This window comes from Bradyrhizobium sp. YCK136, assembly GCF_044570075.1.
Taxonomy (GTDB): domain Bacteria; phylum Pseudomonadota; class Alphaproteobacteria; order Rhizobiales; family Xanthobacteraceae; genus Bradyrhizobium; species Bradyrhizobium diazoefficiens.
Map to the genome: position 1 here is coordinate 959686 of NZ_CP172424.1, position 15205 is coordinate 974890.

Below are 15205 nucleotides of genomic sequence, written 5' to 3' on the forward strand. Positions count from 1 at the left end.
CGTTGTCAAATCCACGCGCGAGTCTCGCTCATCCCGTCCACCTAAACGAGGTGGGGTCGTCGTACCGCTATCTCTCGATCACACGATACTGGGCGGCCATGACATCGAGACGGCGGGAGCGATCCTCGCCGATCTGGACCATCCGGCCGCAGCCGCAGGGACACTCGAGGTTCTCGGGTTCGATCACCTGCTCGATGCGCGGCAGGTGCGCGGGAAAGGCACGGGCAGCGCGCCTGGTCCGGCGGCTGGACGGCGCCGTGCCGGCGCGGCGCGCACGATCGTCCTGGCGTTCCTGGACTTCGGCGATGGCAATCTCGATGTCCTCGAGAACCAGTTGCATCTGATCGGGATTGAACTTCTCCGAGCGTTTACCGAAACGTGCGCGCTCGTACTCCTTCACGAGCAGTTCGAGGCGTTCGACGCTCTCTTTGGACGCAGCCAGTTCACTCTCGACATGAAGGCGCGCCGAGCATTCATCGTCTGCGCGACGACGCTCGGCTTCAATCATCGCTTCCTGCGCGCGGAAGAGCGCGCGCAAATCGGCGGGCAGCGCTGCAAGACGGGCGGGATCAAAGGGGGACGGCGGCACATCCGCAAGCTATCATCCCAAAGCCCCGCGCGAAACAGGTTGTCGGGTCTGAGTCAGTTCGCCGCAGCTGGCGTCGTCGCGACAATCCGTTCGCCCACTCGCTTCCAGTTCAGCCCTTCAAACGAGGGGATTGAGGAATGTCCCTGATAGTGAGTCTGACGAATCATTTCCGGAGGTGGTCGAGGTTCGGGACCCCCACCATCCTTTGTGGGGGCGCTCATATCGAGTGATTAGGAAGATCGGTCAGCGAGGCCGAGGCATTCCCGCTTCGTATGAAGTTGAGTATCGCGCAGGAAGCAGTCTTCTGATTCAAGCAACCGCAATCGAATATTATGAGCAAGAGGCAAATCAGATTAAGCTGAGTATGGAGGCTCTACTCGAGCTTTTATCGACAGCGGATTGTCCCGACGCACATGAGCATGGATCCAGCCGATCTTTGGTCGACGCTGACGCCCGCGCTCCGACGCCAGATCGTCGAAGACGTCGCCGCAATTTTGGCGGAGATCCCTCATGAAGTCCGAGCTGGTCACACCAAGCCACTTGGCGCGCAAAGCCGTAGTCTACATCCGGCAGTCGACGCCCCATCAGGTCGTAAGCAATCAGGAGAGCCTGCGCCTTCAATACGCGCTTCGCCAGCGCGCCCGCGAACTCGGATGGCGTGAGGCGGCCATCGACGTGATTGATGCCGATCTCGGGTTGAGCGGCGCGTCTATAGCACAGCGTAACGGCTTCAAGGAACTCGTTGGCCGTGTTGGCCTGAGTGAAGTGGGACTCATCCTGTCGATCGACGTGACCCGCTTGGCGCGTAATTGTACCGACTGGTATCCGCTCCTGGATATCTGTGGTCTACGTGGCTGCCTGATCGCCGACCGCGATGGTGTCTATGATCCGGGCACTCCCAACGGACGGTTGCTTCTCGGGCTGAAGGGTTCGATCTCCGAGCTTGAGCTACATACGATCCGCAGCCGGCTGACCGCCGGCCTGCTGGCCAAAGCCGAACGCGGCGAACTTGCGGTTATGCTGCCAATCGGGCTGATGCGAGCTATGGCTGATTTTGGGTGACGCGGCCTGATCAGGCGGCGTGGCTTTCAGTGTTCGGAATGACTTCGATTCCGTCGATGAACTTTACACCGGCGATGACTTTCGGCAACTGGTTCGTGCTCTTCAATCGCCGCCAGGTCTTCGATGCGGCGTCGATGAGCTTGAACACCATCAGCTTCGCAGTTTGTTGCGACAGCGATCCCTTGGTCCGCACCGTTCGGTGGCGCACCGTGGCGAAGACGCTCTCGATCGGGTTCGAGCTGCGTAGGTGGATCCAGTGCTCAGCAGGGAAGTCGAAGAAGGCGAGCAGCGCATGGCGATCCTTGATCAGGCACTCCACCGCACGTCCGTATTTGACGTGGTATTTCTCGACGAAGACGTCGATCGCGGTTTCAGCTTCGGCCCGGTGTGGGGCCAGATAGATGTTCCGCAGGTCGTTCTTCATGGGGCCCTGCACGGATTTGGCGACCTTGTCGAGTACGTTGCTCACTTTATGGCACCAGCATCGTTGGTGCCGCGTGCCGGGAAAGGCCTCGTCCAGTGCCTTCCAGAAGCCGAGGGCGCCGTCGCCGATGGCGAGTTGCGGGGCAATCCGTAACCCGCGTTGCCGCAGGTCGATCAGGAGTTCGCGCCAGCTCTGCGCGCTCTCGCGCACGCCGACCTGGAAGCCGATCAGCTCCTTCTTGCCTTCCGGCGTGGTGCCAATCAGCACCAGCATGCATTCGCTGTGATCTTCCATGCGGGCCTGCAGGTACACGCCATCGGCCCAGATGTAGACATAGCGACGCGCCGACAGATCGCGTCTCTGCCAGCGTTCGTACTCGACCTGCCAATCGGCCTTCAGGCCGGCGATCACCGAAGGCGACAGGTTCGGCGCATCCTTGCCGAGCAGCGCCGAGAGCGCCTCCTGGAAGTCGCCGGTCGAGATGCCGCGCAAATAGAGGACCGGGATCAAGGCATCCAGGCTCTTCGTCCGCCGCGCCCATAGCGGCAGGATTGCCGAACTGAAGCGGAGGCGGTCGCCTGGCCCGCTCGCTCCGCGGTCGCGGACCTTGGGACGAGCGACCTCCACCGGACCGATGCCGGTCGCAATCTCGCGCACCGGACCGTGCCCATGTCGGACCAGGCGCGCTCGACCGTCGGGCAGCGTCAGATTGGCCGTGCTGGCCAGAAACGCGCCAACCTCGATCTCGATCGCCCTGGCAAGCAGGTCCCGCGCGCCGGCTCGAACGATATCGGTCAGTGGATCATCAACCGCGGACGGCTGACGGAAAGCAAGAACATTGGTAGTCTCGGTCATGGCGTATCGCTCTCCTCGAGAGGTTCTGGCAGGCTCGTCACCCGCCTCGATACGCCGCCTTCCTCACACCGTCATCACCCAGATTCCGCCATAGCTCGGCTGATGCGGGACCCGAGCGGTGTGGTCGTTAAGGATCCCGACATGGCCGTGCAAGGGCGGCTCGGTCTCGTCTTCCAGTTATTCCTGCAGCTGCGCAGCGTTGCCAAGGTCATGCGAGCGTTGAACGAGCGTGACCTGGAACTGCCGCGTCGTGATCGATATGGCGATTTGTGCTGGACGCGCGCGACGCTGGCTGCCGTCGCGGCGATCTTGAAGAACCCCGCATACGCGGGCGCCTTTGTCTATGGACGAACCCGCTTCCGGCCGCCGAAGCGGGAGGGGGCCCTGCCACAAAAGGCTCCGCGGCCGATGGAGGAGTGGCGGATCGTCGTTAAAGATCGATATCCAGCCTATATCGACTGGCCAATTTATGAAAAAATCCGATCCGTCATCAGAGATAACCGAGCCGAATACATGCGCATCAAAACCCGCGGCGCGCCTCGCAATGGCGAGCTCCTGCTCCACGGCATTGCCTGGTGCGCACGATGTGGCCATAAGATGTACGTCCGCTACAAGGGCGGCGGCGAATATGTATGCAATCACCTGCGTACCCAGGAAGGTCAGCCAACCTGCCAACACATCCGCGCCGCCCATATCGATGCAGCCGTTGGCGACGCATTCCTAACCGCACTAGCGCCGGCCGAACTCGATGCCTTGTCGCGCTCCCGCCGGGTGCAGCAGCAGACGAACAATGCGCTACGCTCCAGTGCAGAACGAGAGCTCGAGCGCAAGCGATACACGGCGGCGCTCGCCGAACGGCAGTTCAACCGAGCTGATCCAGATAATCGGTTGGTCGCCTCGGAACTCGAGCGTCGATGGGAAGCGGCGCTAAACGACGTGCGCGCCGCCGAAGAGGCGCTTGCCCGACAGACGCCGCCCAAAGCCATCACACAAGTGGCCATAAGCAAGGAGCTCAACGACAAGGTCATCAGCCTCACCGGCCGCCTCCCGCAGATATGGGGTGACGAGACTATCTCGGATGCGCATCGCAAGGCGTTGTTGCGATGTCTCATCGAAAAGGTCGTTCTCGACCGCGGTGAGCGCGACTTGGCCCTGGCTAGGATCGTCTGGCGGGGAGGCGCCGTGACGGAGCTCGAAGTGAAGATGAGCGTCAACTCCGTCACCAGATTGACGCGAGGCACAGAGATGCGGGAACGCCTTCTGACGCTCGCTCGCGACGGCGTCCCAGACGACAAGATCGCCACAATCCTTACTCGGGAAGGTCACCGCTCTCCCCGTTGCGCCGATAAGGTGCTGCCTATCACCGTTGGGCGGCTCCGTCGTGCCGCCGCCATCAAGGTAACTGCCCAGCGCAGCCGATGGGAGCATGACGACTCATACCTCAGCCCGCCCGAACTGGCCCGAAGGCTCGAGATTCCAGTAAACTGGCTCTATGTTCAGATCCGAACCAAGCGTTTGCTAATTGATCGCCAGCCCAGCGGCGCCTATCTCTTCCCGAATACACCATCCGTTCTTCACGCCATCGGAGACCTTCGAAACCACGTCATCGCGCAACTTGATCTAAGAATCTGTCAGCCTAACAAGGAGGGGCATCAACAACTGCACGCGCGTCAGATGCATGACGCCGTCGCTGATCTGCGGCCACTCGAAACGACCATCGCGGCCAAGGCGCTTGTAGACCAAAACGAGGCCCGTGCCGTCCCATAGCAAAATCTTCAGCCGGTCGGCGCGCTTCGAACGAAAAACCACGATCAGGCCCGAATGCGGATCGAGCCCAAGCGTGTTTTGCACAAGACCGGCCAGCGCGTCGTGCCCGCACCGGAAGTCAACAGGACGCACAGCAAGCACAATCCGCAGTCCCTGCGCCGGAATGATCATGCGCCGCGCTCGATCGCAGTCACGATCTCCGCGATCCGCACCGCCGACACGTCCGCATCCAGGCGGACCGAAACCTTGCCAATCGTAATCTCGACGGGCCCCTCGCTCTTGCCTGACGCCACTGGATCGCTCAGCTCGATCGACACGAAATCCGCCGCGTCGTCCGTGACCAATGCGAGCCGGCCAGCACGCGCCAATCTGCGCCACGTCGTCAACTGCTGGGCCTTCACACCATAACGCCGTGCGACATCACATACCCGGGCGTCGGGCTTCATGCTCTCGAAAACAGCGCGCCCCTTGATCTCCGCAGACCATAACCGGCCTCCAGAACGCGTCCGGCGCGTAAGCTTCCCCACAAAGCCATCAGCTTCGGCTTCCTCCCCCGATTGTTCCATCGCCTTCAGTCTCCTCTCGGCTCTCTGACAAGCCAAGGATCGCAGAGCGAAAGCCGAAGCGAAACCAGTCAATCAAATGGGAGAAAAGCTCCGCTTACGAACATCTCGACGTGACGCGCACTTCGGCGCCGGCCTAAACCGGCGTCCTTTTTTCCGGCCTTGAGCCGTGAGGCCGCCTGTCGGCTTTTTATTTAGCCCACCAATCGCAATTCCCAATCCTGAAAGGATGATAGGGCCACCACGGCCACACTCAATCGCGTGCTCGACGCAATCGAGACACATATCGGCTTTCCGCGAAGCCGCACCAACGGCATCAGCCGGCGGCTACAGGAGGCCGGACAGCTTCCCGTTGGCGCGCCGGGCGTTGCCCCAGAACTAGGGAGCGCGACGTCTGCACTCTACTGTCAACGCTGATGTCGGCGCCGAAACTTCATGAAGCCGTGGACCATGCTCGCGCCTATAGCGCAATGACTCCCGGCGGTGCGATGCTCTCGGCCGATGCTCCGGACTCTATCCCGCGATCGGCGCTGGAGTACCTGGAAGTGAAATCCGAGATCGCTATCGGCGGGGCGTCCGACGCCGTCGAGGACGTTCGCGGCCACCGCTTTGAGTTCGTCCACGGCTGGCGCGAGCTATCGGTACATACGCCAGAAGGCATCGTAATTCGTTTCGTGTTGCCCGGCACGCTCGCTTCTCACCAACAGGCACCGCATCGCATCGCTGGCCTGGTGAAGGGTGAGGCGTTCGTGAATTTGATGAAGGATTTGTTTTGATGGCATTGCTTAAGAAGAAAGACACGGCAGAATACCGCATTCCGTCACTGGCGGAAGCAAGCCCGGAATTTGCCGCCCTGGTACAGAAGAGGGCCGATCTTCACGCGCTGCAATCCAAACTCAACGGCGAATTGCGCGATGTACAGAAGCAGATCGACGCGGCCGGTGATAAAGGCCCGCGCGTTTCGCCGCGCATAGCTGAATTGTTGGGCGATGAGGCCGACAGCGCCCCGATGTTGGGCAAGCAGGCGACGGATATTCGCGCAAAGCTGGCCGACGTCGAGATCGCTATTGAAATCGTTGGACGTAGGTTGAGCGATGCGAAAACTCCGGCGAGCCAGGCTGTCTGTCAGATCGCCAAGCCGGAATACGCGCGGCGTGTTGCTGCCGTCGCGAAAGCTCTTGATGTGCTGGCGTCGGCACGCGCGGATTATGATGATTTGCGTAACCAGTTCGAGGCCGAGGACGTCGCCTGGACGTCGCTGACCCCACTCTCGCTTGGATTCCTCGGAGACCCGCGTGACGGGCAGATTCCGCGATTTGTGCGCGAAGCCAGGGAGGCGGGGTATGTTTGATAATCGCGCCCTTGAGAAGACAGATGCAAACTCCGCTCGCCCCAAACGTCGCCGCCTCGTCAAGTTGCCTGGCGAGAAGCGACATGTTGAGCGGTCTGACTCTGCGATTTACTTTGCGCGAAAGCTTGAGATCGACAAGCGTGGGCGACGAATGAAAGCGGCTTCTCGCAATGGGTGAGCAAGCTATCACCGGCTACGCGATCTCGTGGAATCAGCCCGCGATCATTGCGGGTGCCTTCGAGGAGCGCTTCGCGCGCGGCGCTTTTGACTCACACCTCCAGGAAGACCCAGACGTGGCAGCGCTGTGGGCGCACGACGTCTCACGGCCGCTGGCCCGTGTCGGCAACGGCACCCTCAAGTTCCGTTCCGACAATGTCGGGCTTTTCTACTCGATCATTCCGAACGCCGAATCTCCGCTCGGGCAGGAAGCGATTGCAATCGTTGGGACCGACACCGTTAATGAGGTTTCCGTTTCATTTTCGCCTGAAATCGAAGAGTGGGACGATACGGGTGACCTGCCTCGACGGCTGATAACTCAGGCCAGGCTTTATGAAGAAGTTAGCTTGGTTCTTTGGGGCGCATACGGCAGGGCCACCTCAGCAGGGCTGCGCTCCGACAACCGCGCTGCAGCAAAGCGGCGGATTGAGGCTGCGATGCGCCGTCGAGGGATATCGTTAACGCCCTGAGCAGCAGTGCCGGGGAGGGGTGTTCGCAATCCCTCCCACTGCCGCCACTAGCTACCGGCGGCCCCCGAAAATTCACGCATCTGCAATTCGGACGTCCAGGGGCAAAATGCCACGACCAAGAAAGCCGGCCGCCAAGGCGCTGGTTGAAGGCCGGCACATCATCAATGCTGGTCGCTATAAACGCAACGATAATCGGCGCTCCACCCACTTGGCTAAACGAGCAACAGGCTACTGCATGGCGTGAATTCGCCAGCGAGTTGCCGTGGCTCAATGCATCGCACCGTTGTCTTGTCTCCATCGCATCAGTCTTGCGCGCTCGCCTGCAAAGCGGCGCGGAGACGGATACAAAATCGCTCAGCCTACTGAGGCTGTGCCTAAGCAGTATGGGCGCGACACCGGCCGATGCGAGCAAGATTAGTTGGGCGACGGCAGAGGAGGCGGACGATTTGCTTGACTAGAACTCACAGACACTCCGGCAGAGCTAGGAGGTTATCGTTGTAGTAGCCATCAGCGTGAGTTCGATCGTATTTCCCATTCGGGCCGCTAACGACACCAACGTCGGCGCGCTTACCGCTGACCAACGTGAAAAATGTATTGGTGCCGTTCCTGCGATCTCGGCCACTTCCAACCGCCCCCTCCGAGGTGCGTAATCCCCTCATGCGAGTTGTCGCGTGGCTGCTTGTTGATGCAGGTGACCTGTACGTCTGGCATTTCCCCTCCCGATGTTCTGCATTTCATAGAAAGCAACTACAGCGGGAACGTAATAATCAGTTAGTCGCGGAACGCGAGGCCTGGTCCCTCAGCGTGTAGCGCCTCGCAACGAGGTGCGGAGTCACCACGACATTCCCCAGAAGAGATCATCGCGTCGGGACGCGGAGTGGTTATCACCGGAACAATTGAAACGACCTAATCATTCGGGAGTGTGACTCCTAAGCGAGGGGTTACCGCCAGCCTTTCTTTTGTCGAAAGTCGGGAATAGCTTTGGTTTTTTAAAAATGGAGAAGTTAAGTGGCAATGGGGACGGTGAAGTGGTTCAACCCGACGAAGGGGTACGGGTTTATTCAACCGGATTCTGGTGGGAAGGACGTCTTTGTTCACATCTCGGCAGTTGAGAAGGCTGGTTTCACCTCACTCGCAGAGGGAGCTAAGGTTAGCTTCGACGTCGTGAACAATCGCGGAAAAGACTCGGCGGAAAATCTACGAATCGGGTGAAGGACCGCAACGTGCGTTCAACGAAAAAAGGCCGCAGTGGTACGCCGCTGCGGGCGGCCGAGGAGATCGATCGGAATCGGCCGATGGATAAGGCGCTATTGTTCGCGTGGGCGTGCGCTCTAATCCTCTTGGTACTGTTCGTTGCGCTGTACCTTCCTTGGTAGTAAGTTGCCGATGGCGACTCGCGACGGCGCTGCCTGCGATCCGAGACTGATTGCCAAGTACCGCCCTATCCTGGTAGTTGCTCTAGGGCATTCGTCCGGAGGATACGTTGCCCGGTCAGCTTCTCCCTCCCTTGAGGCTGACCGGGCGAAGTTGGCGGCGCGTGATAGGGACAGCGCTTTATCGGTCCACCCCAAAGCGCCGAGTCACGTGACCGCTAACGTTCCCGCTGTTTAGGTCGCGCGGCTGCCACCGTGAGCCCGGTGTGATCCTTGAGGCTATCGATTACCTTGAGCGCGGCTTCGAGTTCATCTCGAAGACGCTTCGTAATCCGCAGAATGCCGCTCGCGAGCTCCTCGCGGCTGATTTCTGCACCGTGAGCAACTTTTTCTTCGAGGTCGCGTATAGCTTCGTCGATCTTGTGCAGCGAGAATGTGCTAGGCATCATCCGGCTCCGTCCTGATTAAGGGGCCGGCATCCGTCGACCCGCAGCGTAAAAATGCGTCCGCTACACGGTTTAGTAAAGCGGGTGCGTTGCGGGAAAATCTGTCCCCATCTCGCGTCTGAGCGCCTCGAATTCGGATAAGGTCGAAAGAGGGCAATCCGCCACCGCGTCCATTTTTGAGCAGATAACTTCAACCCGGGATCGCCAAACGGCAGCTGTTCTTCAGTTCGCTGTGGCGCGTACGTGTCTTCTGCCGGTGTATGGCTTGGCCTCCGGGCGTAGTCCGTGAATGCTTGGATTGCCGCTACCACTTCGGTCCTAGGCACGGCGGTTACTCCTATGAGCGGAGCCAGCTCGAACATTTGCAGGCCGAGCACTTTGATATGGCATGCACGCGGGGGCGCGACAACCCACTGGTGCTGGTAGGTGCTTCCAGTCCTTCTCAGCGATACTCCTTGGTGGCACCAGGGGGGAATTTTGGGCCCCTCGGGAGCAAAGGTGGCCAGCCCTGCCAATCCAAGGGGCGAAGGCTGGCCACCATCGCTTGCGACGTCACCACACAGGGTAGCTACAGGCCAATGGATGCACATATTCGAGCAGCAAATCACGTCCCTGCGGTCTCAAGCGCTTGCGGTGTTTGCAGCCAATCAGGCCAGCGCGGCCGATCAGTCTTTGAGCCAAGCAGATCGCCATGTCGCGACGTTTAATGCCGAGGAGGCTCAGGCAGTGCTAGGCATACTCGACAGCTTGAAACCCAACCTCGGGCCGAAGGAGGCGCGGAAGATCGCTGCACGCATACGCGCTCTTCTAGCCCGATCTATTCACGAGAGCACGGTCGTTCTTGACGTCTGACGGGGGCTGGCGGCTGGCGTGGGTGACCGTCCGGCCTTTTCTCACCGGGTTCTACATCAAGCTGTTTTGTAGGCGATGGAGGAGTGGGGCGGGTGAGCGGGCGCAGGCCCGGTCGGTTACGGACCGAGCGGGAGCAGCGCGCCGGGCAAGCCGCGGATCAGGTCGGCTTCGGGACATGCCGCGGCAAACGCAAGGCGAATGCGGCTCGTGGTCTCGACCACACGGGCAGCGAGTTTCAAGAGACGAAGACGCAGCGTCGCGAACTCGGCAGTGGCCAATTCCCGGGCTTTGGGAATGGCGTCGCGCACGGTCAGCATCAGCCAATAAGCGGCCGTATGGAGCACGAGACGGACCTGGTTGGCGAGCGCCGAACGGCAGCTGGTGCGGTCGGAGGCGAGCTGTGTCTTATGCAGCTTGATCAGATTCTCTGCTTGGCCGCGCGCGCAATACAGGCTGTCGTAGATCCACTCGGCCGAGCCGACATCGAGGCTGGTGACGACGAAACGGATGTCGAGGCCGAGCATCGTCGCCTCAATACGGGCGACGGTGCGCCGTTCGCGATCCCAGGACTTTGCCTTGTGGCGGGTCTCGGTATAGCCACGCAGAACCGGCAGGTTCTCGATGGCGCGTCGGGTGCGGATGTCGTCGGCGACCTCGTCGACTTTTCTGGCGAGAGGCTTGGTGCCGGACAGACCGAAGATGTAGTCGATGCCGTTGGTCTCGCACCACGCCATGGCCTCCGGCCGGGCATAGTGCCCGTCGCCACGGAACGTAATTCGCGTGTTGTGCCATCGCGTGCGGATATGCCGTACCAGGCGGCGCAGATGGGCACGCACCTCGACGCCGCCCGGCGTCTTGCCGGGCCGCAGCACGACGGCCACGGGCCGGCTCTTCTCCGTGTCGTAGACGTGGATCGGCAGAAAGCAGCGTTCGTCATAATGAGCGTTGAACAGCGAGAGCTGCTGATGGCCGTGGACGACGTCGCAGGTATCATCGATGTCGAGCGTGACGGATGCCGGCTCGTGGGGGTAGCTATCCATCCATGCGTCGACCAAAATGTAGGTCAGTCGGATCACGTCGCGCAGGCGCGGAGCATTCTCCAGCCGCGACAGCGTCGGCTGGGAACACAGATCCCGGCCCGTGTCCGGTAGGCGACCGCAGGCCAGCTTGAATGCCGGATCGGACCGCAGATGATCGAGGTCGTCGGCGTCCTCGTAGCCGCAGCAGATCGCGAACATGCGCGCGCGGAACATATCGACCAGGCTGTGCACGACCCGCGTCGGATCGCGCCGATCCGGGAACACCCGGGCCAGATTGTCGGCCAAGCCGAGACGCCGCTCGGCCATCGCCAGAAGCATCACGCCCCCGTTCGAGGTTAGGCGCCCACCATCGAAGGCAGCTGTGACTTTCTTGGCGTGAATGGCTGGAAACGAGAAGGGCGGAATCGTATCGTCGGTCATGGCGGGCGTGGCGTTCGCGGTTGGAGGTGATGGGGTTGGCTTCACAACCGAATCCTACGCCGTATCAGCGCTTTACACCACGCTCGCCAGCCTCTCGGGCGCCTCTTACGAATAAGACAGGCTAGGAGAGCCGCGTGTGTGCCAACCGGTTCGGGTGGCATGCCTGTGAGACTTTCGCCAGCGCGCCCGCGCTGCTTGCGGTGTGCGGGTTAGTCATAAAAGGCACTGGGTGCGCTCGCGATAGCTGGCGAAAGGGTGACGGACTGTCTTGCTTCAATCACGACCGACAGGCTGCCAGGACTCCAAGTCAGTCTCCGAAAGAGAGACCCCAGCACGGGCAGCATGCTGGGGCGAGACGTTGGGCTGACGTGAGCCAGAAATCGAGCCACGACTCGATCATTATGACCGTGTAAATGTAGAGCAGCATCACGCACCGCTCAAAATCGCAGCGCATGACAGTAATCGGCGGTAGGATCTTCGTTCGCGCTTTGAGGTGCAATCCGAGCACACGCGAGAAAACGGCAGTTGCCAATCGCGCATAAGAAAATCTCACATCCTGAAAAACGACCAAGTTACTATCGCAACCAAAGGCTGTCCACCGGAAAGAGACAGCTTCGCTCTCCGTAAATGTCCGGTGGTTGGCTAGGTGCGAGAGGTTTTACATCAAGCGACGTAAGGAGATTTGGGAGCAGGTGCAGGCAGAAATGGCCGTTGGAGAAAGTGCGAGAATTTCTCGCACTTTCCGGAAGCCGAAACGGGCCGAGGGAATAAACAATTCGCATCTGCAGCAGGCCATCTCCACTGGCGCCGGTGCGGCGAGTCTCCGCGCCGTAGCCGATTGGAACGAGCGCAAATCGTTTGACGAGCGCCGCCGCGCTGGCGGCCCTGAAGCTCCGTGTCGGGATGCGCAGGGCGGCCGGAAGGAAAAAGCGTTAGCTCGCGGAAGGTGGGGGTCTTAAGCCCGCGTCTTAACAGGGCGACGTCATGATCCCCACACCCTATAATTTTGAGCCAGCCCTCACGGATGCTGAGTACGCCAAGCTCGGCGTCCTGGCTTTGCGCTGGTCCCACATCGAGCACATCCTGGGAAATTGCCTGAAAGTCATTCTTCGCCTCACCCCCGTGGGTCGGTCAAAATCCCCCGGGTATGGTCACTTGAAACTCCCCCACCTGATGATCGCCGTCAGCGCCGCTGAACAGCAGTAGCCGGTCAGGCAGGACGTTTATGTTCGACCCCTTTAGCCAGCAAGGGGCCGGGGAGTTGAACGTCTTGAAGCGACATCTGCAAAGCACCGTACTTACATTACTTGATCGCAACACCAGCCAGCGCGAGATTCACCGGCTGACGGGTGTCGATCGCAAGACGATCCGGCGTTATCAGGCGCTGCGGGCCGGTGCGGAGGCAAATTCCCCCGGGGAAGTGACCACCGGCTCGGTGAGCGCGGACGGCCAAATTCCTCCACCCCGACCACCGGCTTTTGGGACATCGGAAGCGACGGTCACCAGCAGCCTGGCCCGTTCGGCTTGCGAAGCGCATCGGACGTGGATCGAAGAACAGGTCCGGCTGAAGCGGAACGCGCAGGCGATTTACCAGGACCTGGTTGATCAATTTAGCTTTCCGTCCAGCTACCAGAGTGTCAAGCGGTTTGTGCGCCGGTTGCGGCACGCTGATCCTGAGCAGTTTGATCGTCTTGAGTTCCTCCCCGGCGAGGAAGCTCAGGTCGACTATGGCGAGGGCGCGCCGACGGTTGATCCGAAGAGCGGGCGGTACCGTCGTCCCCGCCTGTTCGTGATGACGCTACGCTACTCGCGGCGCAGCTTCCGGCGGGTAGTCTGGAAGTCCAGCCAACAAGTCTGGGCGCAGCTCCACGAAGAGGCGTTCCGGTATTTTGGCGGGGTCCCCAGCTATGTCGTGCTCGACAACCTGAAGGAAGGCGTCCTCAAGCCGGATTTGTACGAGCCCCAGCTCAACCCGATTTACAGCGCGATGCTGGCTCATTACGCCGTGGTCGCCGATCCCGCGCGCGTGGCCGATCCAAATCGGAAAGGATGCGTCGAGAATGCGATTCAACATACCCAGGGCACTGCGCTGGCCGGACGGCGCTTCGAGACGCTGGAGGCGCAAAACGAGTTCTTGAGGCACTGGGAGGAGAACTGGGCTTCCAAACGCATCCACGGCAGCACGCGCCGTCAGGTCGAGGCGATGTTCCAGGAAGAGAAGCCGCACCTGCGGCCGCTGCCTGTCGCTCCCTTCCGCATCTTCACCGAAGTCGTCCGGACTGTCTGCGACGACACCACCGTACGCGTCGACAACAGCTATTACGCCGCGCGGCCCGCGCCGATCGGCAGCCAGGTCGTCGTGCGCATCTACACCACCACGATCGAGATCCGTGATCGCCACACCCGTGCGCTGCTGCGTGTTCATTCCCGGATGGCGCACCCCGGTTCTGTCGTCCTGCCGACCAGCGAACGGCCGTTCAACCCGTCGCGGCAAACCGCCGTGCTGCTGGCGAGCGCCGAGCGCATCGGACCGCAGACCAGGGCCTTGTGCCAGCAGGTGTTCGACACCGAAGGGCGCCCCGGACAGCGCGCGATGTGGGGCATTGTCGGGCTGGGCCGGAAGTATCCGGCGCGGCTGGTCGAGCAGGCCTGCGCGCACGCCATCGACAACCGCATCTACCGCTACAAGCACGTGCGTGCGACCGTCGAGCGGTTGTTCGAACAGGCGATCGAGCAGGTTGGAGTGACGCCACAGCCGGCATCGCCGCTCACCCAGGATCATCCGCTGATCCGTACCCCCGCGGAATACGGCGACCTCTTCAGCCGCGCTGTGCGGCGCGACGCCGACGACAATGGTCGGCAGGCCGAGGCTCACGACGATCACGCCACGGCAATCCGCGCTCGTGTCGCCTGCGCAACCCCGGCCAACTCCGGCGCCACGAGCGCTCCCGCTGCACCTTCTCACCTTAAACTGGAGACCTAGCCACATGATGACCATGCCGGAAATTGAGCGTTGCCTACGACAGCTGCGCCTGTCGGGTGTCCGCGACACGCTGCAGACGCGCGTGCTCCAGGCGCAGGGCGCCAACCAGCCCTTCCTCGAGACCTTCTCCCTTATCCTGCAGGATGAACTGGACCGTCGTCAGTCCCGTCTTATCGAGCGGCGATACCAGCAATCCGGGCTCGACGAAAAGCTGACGCTCGCCGAGTTCGACTGGTCCTTCAATCCCAAACTGCCACGTCAGACCTGCTTCCAGCTCCACACCCTGGCGTTCATTGCCGCTGGCGAGAACGCTCTGCTTGTTGGCAAACCTGGCACCGGGAAGTCGCACATCGCCAAGGCGATTGCCTATCAGGCGATCCTGCAAAGCCACAAGGTCCAGTATCTTGAGACCGACGACTTCTTTCACCACTACGCCCTGAACTCTCCGGCACAACGCGAGGTCCGGCTGCGAACCATCATCGACTGCGATCTCCTCGTGCTGGACGATCTATTCCTCGCACGCGCCATCCCCGACGACGCCGGCACTTTGCTGCAGACCCTGATCCATCAGCGTTACAAACTGCGCCGCAGCGTCATCGTCACCTCCAATCGCGTCGTGCAGGATTGGGGGGCATACCTTGGGGACAACACTATGAGCACGACGATCCTCGATCGCCTTATGCATCATTGCCATCTGCTTGAGTTCGACGGACGCAGCTATCGGCTCAAAGAAGCCGCTGAAGCTCTTGCCCGGGAAACAAACTCAAACTAACAGTCCCTTGTCCTGCCTCGCG

Annotated in this window: 15 protein-coding genes and 1 pseudogene; 9 read left to right on the forward strand and 7 right to left on the reverse strand. The window is 61.0% G+C overall.

The genetic code is table 11. The annotated features are described in order from the left end of the window. Positions 1-67: 67 nt before the first annotated feature. Positions 68-589, reverse strand: coding sequence for an IS66 family transposase zinc-finger binding domain-containing protein (locus tag ACFLEY_RS04580; protein ID WP_396604537.1), 522 nt, complete (start codon positions 587-589; stop codon positions 68-70). Positions 590-1099: 510 nt separating this feature from the next. On the opposite strand from ACFLEY_RS04580, the gene ACFLEY_RS04585 reads away from it, so the two are divergent. Continuing rightward, positions 1100-1651 carry a recombinase family protein gene (locus ACFLEY_RS04585; RefSeq protein WP_396604538.1) on the forward strand — a complete coding sequence of 184 codons (552 nt, stop codon included), beginning with the start codon at positions 1100-1102 and terminating at the stop codon, positions 1649-1651. Between the two features lie 10 nt (positions 1652-1661). Here ACFLEY_RS04585 and ACFLEY_RS04590 read toward each other — a convergent pair whose 3' ends face one another. Next, positions 1662-2930, reverse strand: a complete 1269-nt coding sequence (locus tag ACFLEY_RS04590) for an IS256 family transposase (RefSeq protein WP_038952271.1) — start codon at positions 2928-2930, stop codon at positions 1662-1664. A gap of 210 nt (positions 2931-3140) precedes the next feature. Here ACFLEY_RS04590 and ACFLEY_RS04595 point away from each other — a divergent pair, with 210 nt between their 5' ends. Further along, the gene (locus ACFLEY_RS04595) at positions 3141-4697 is read left to right on the forward strand and encodes a recombinase family protein (protein ID WP_396604958.1); all 1557 of its coding nucleotides are present in this window, start codon (positions 3141-3143) and stop codon (positions 4695-4697) included. On the opposite strand, the pseudogene tnpB reads toward ACFLEY_RS04595, so the two are convergent. Both tnpB and ACFLEY_RS04605 read right to left on the reverse strand, forming a co-directional pair. Continuing rightward, a pseudogene (gene tnpB, locus ACFLEY_RS04600) lies at positions 4641-4868 on the reverse strand (IS66 family insertion sequence element accessory protein TnpB); the annotation flags it as partial. The gene ACFLEY_RS04595 and the pseudogene tnpB sit on opposite strands and share 57 nt — an antisense overlap. After that, positions 4865-5263: a transposase gene (locus ACFLEY_RS04605; RefSeq protein WP_026192391.1), complete on the reverse strand. Its 399-nt coding sequence runs from the start codon at positions 5261-5263 to the stop codon at positions 4865-4867. The pseudogene tnpB and the gene ACFLEY_RS04605, both read right to left, overlap by 4 nt. Positions 5264-5676: 413 nt before the next feature. Between ACFLEY_RS04605 and ACFLEY_RS04610 the strand changes: the two genes are divergently transcribed. The 3 genes from ACFLEY_RS04610 to ACFLEY_RS04620 all read left to right on the forward strand — a co-directional run bounded on the left by ACFLEY_RS04610 (position 5677) and on the right by ACFLEY_RS04620 (position 7297). Then, positions 5677-6036, forward strand: a complete 360-nt coding sequence (locus tag ACFLEY_RS04610; protein ID WP_396604372.1) for a hypothetical protein — start codon at positions 5677-5679, stop codon at positions 6034-6036. Then, positions 6036-6611, forward strand: coding sequence for a hypothetical protein (locus ACFLEY_RS04615; RefSeq protein ID WP_060908976.1), 576 nt, complete (start codon positions 6036-6038; stop codon positions 6609-6611). Before ACFLEY_RS04610 ends, ACFLEY_RS04615 begins: the two co-directional genes overlap by 1 nt. A 170-nt stretch (positions 6612-6781) precedes the next feature. Beyond that, positions 6782-7297 carry an HK97 family phage prohead protease gene (locus ACFLEY_RS04620; RefSeq protein ID WP_396604539.1) on the forward strand — a complete coding sequence of 172 codons (516 nt, stop codon included), beginning with the start codon at positions 6782-6784 and terminating at the stop codon, positions 7295-7297. A 461-nt stretch (positions 7298-7758) separates the two neighbouring features. Here ACFLEY_RS04620 and ACFLEY_RS04625 read toward each other — a convergent pair whose 3' ends face one another. Then, on the reverse strand, positions 7759-7956 hold the full coding sequence (locus ACFLEY_RS04625; protein ID WP_129557470.1) for a DUF3892 domain-containing protein: 198 nt from the start codon (positions 7954-7956) through the stop codon (positions 7759-7761). 349 nt (positions 7957-8305) lie between these two features. Between ACFLEY_RS04625 and ACFLEY_RS04630 the strand changes: the two genes are divergently transcribed. Beyond that, positions 8306-8509 carry a cold-shock protein gene (locus tag ACFLEY_RS04630; protein ID WP_028182460.1) on the forward strand — a complete coding sequence of 68 codons (204 nt, stop codon included), beginning with the start codon at positions 8306-8308 and terminating at the stop codon, positions 8507-8509. 379 nt (positions 8510-8888) lie between these two features. Here the strand turns inward: ACFLEY_RS04630 and ACFLEY_RS04635 are convergent, their stop codons facing one another. Together ACFLEY_RS04635 and ACFLEY_RS04640 are read right to left on the reverse strand one after the other, a co-directional pair. Continuing rightward, positions 8889-9119 (reverse strand): hypothetical protein, encoded by a 231-nt coding sequence (locus ACFLEY_RS04635; protein ID WP_014498624.1) that lies wholly within the window; start codon positions 9117-9119, stop codon positions 8889-8891. A gap of 965 nt (positions 9120-10084) precedes the next feature. After that, positions 10085-11428 (reverse strand): IS1380-like element ISBdi2 family transposase, encoded by a 1344-nt coding sequence (locus tag ACFLEY_RS04640; RefSeq protein WP_039183842.1) that lies wholly within the window; start codon positions 11426-11428, stop codon positions 10085-10087. 984 nt (positions 11429-12412) lie between these two features. Here ACFLEY_RS04640 and ACFLEY_RS04645 point away from each other — a divergent pair. The 3 genes from ACFLEY_RS04645 to istB are packed head-to-tail and all read left to right on the forward strand — an operon-like array spanning position 12413 to position 15183. Further along, positions 12413-12634 (forward strand): hypothetical protein, encoded by a 222-nt coding sequence (locus ACFLEY_RS04645; RefSeq protein WP_396604540.1) that lies wholly within the window; start codon positions 12413-12415, stop codon positions 12632-12634. Between the two features lie 19 nt (positions 12635-12653). Next, positions 12654-14411 (forward strand): IS21-like element IS1631 family transposase, encoded by a 1758-nt coding sequence (istA, locus tag ACFLEY_RS04650; RefSeq protein WP_129557431.1) that lies wholly within the window; start codon positions 12654-12656, stop codon positions 14409-14411. A gap of 4 nt (positions 14412-14415) precedes the next feature. Continuing rightward, on the forward strand, positions 14416-15183 hold the full coding sequence (gene istB, locus ACFLEY_RS04655) for an IS21-like element IS1631 family helper ATPase IstB (RefSeq protein WP_060912419.1): 768 nt from the start codon (positions 14416-14418) through the stop codon (positions 15181-15183). Positions 15184-15205 lie beyond the last annotated feature (22 nt).

Bases quoted from the DNA above. Each gene is read 5' to 3' on its own strand.
- istB (WP_060912419.1), top strand. From the start codon at position 14,416: ATGATGACCATGCCGGAAATTGAGCGTTGCCTACGACAGCTGCGCCTG.
- istA (WP_129557431.1), top strand. From the start codon at position 12,654: ATGTTCGACCCCTTTAGCCAGCAAGGGGCCGGGGAGTTGAACGTCTTG.
- ACFLEY_RS04595 (WP_396604958.1), top strand. From the start codon at position 3,141: ATGCGAGCGTTGAACGAGCGTGACCTGGAACTGCCGCGTCGTGATCGA.
- ACFLEY_RS04585 (WP_396604538.1), top strand. From the start codon at position 1,100: ATGAAGTCCGAGCTGGTCACACCAAGCCACTTGGCGCGCAAAGCCGTA.
- ACFLEY_RS04620 (WP_396604539.1), top strand. From the start codon at position 6,782: ATGGGTGAGCAAGCTATCACCGGCTACGCGATCTCGTGGAATCAGCCC.
- ACFLEY_RS04605 (WP_026192391.1), bottom strand. From the start codon at position 5,263: ATGGAACAATCGGGGGAGGAAGCCGAAGCTGATGGCTTTGTGGGGAAG.
- ACFLEY_RS04615 (WP_060908976.1), top strand. From the start codon at position 6,036: ATGGCATTGCTTAAGAAGAAAGACACGGCAGAATACCGCATTCCGTCA.
- ACFLEY_RS04610 (WP_396604372.1), top strand. From the start codon at position 5,677: ATGTCGGCGCCGAAACTTCATGAAGCCGTGGACCATGCTCGCGCCTAT.
- ACFLEY_RS04625 (WP_129557470.1), bottom strand. From the start codon at position 7,956: ATGAGGGGATTACGCACCTCGGAGGGGGCGGTTGGAAGTGGCCGAGAT.
- ACFLEY_RS04640 (WP_039183842.1), bottom strand. From the start codon at position 11,428: ATGACCGACGATACGATTCCGCCCTTCTCGTTTCCAGCCATTCACGCC.
- ACFLEY_RS04635 (WP_014498624.1), bottom strand. From the start codon at position 9,119: ATGATGCCTAGCACATTCTCGCTGCACAAGATCGACGAAGCTATACGC.
- ACFLEY_RS04590 (WP_038952271.1), bottom strand. From the start codon at position 2,930: ATGACCGAGACTACCAATGTTCTTGCTTTCCGTCAGCCGTCCGCGGTT.
- ACFLEY_RS04645 (WP_396604540.1), top strand. From the start codon at position 12,413: ATGATCCCCACACCCTATAATTTTGAGCCAGCCCTCACGGATGCTGAG.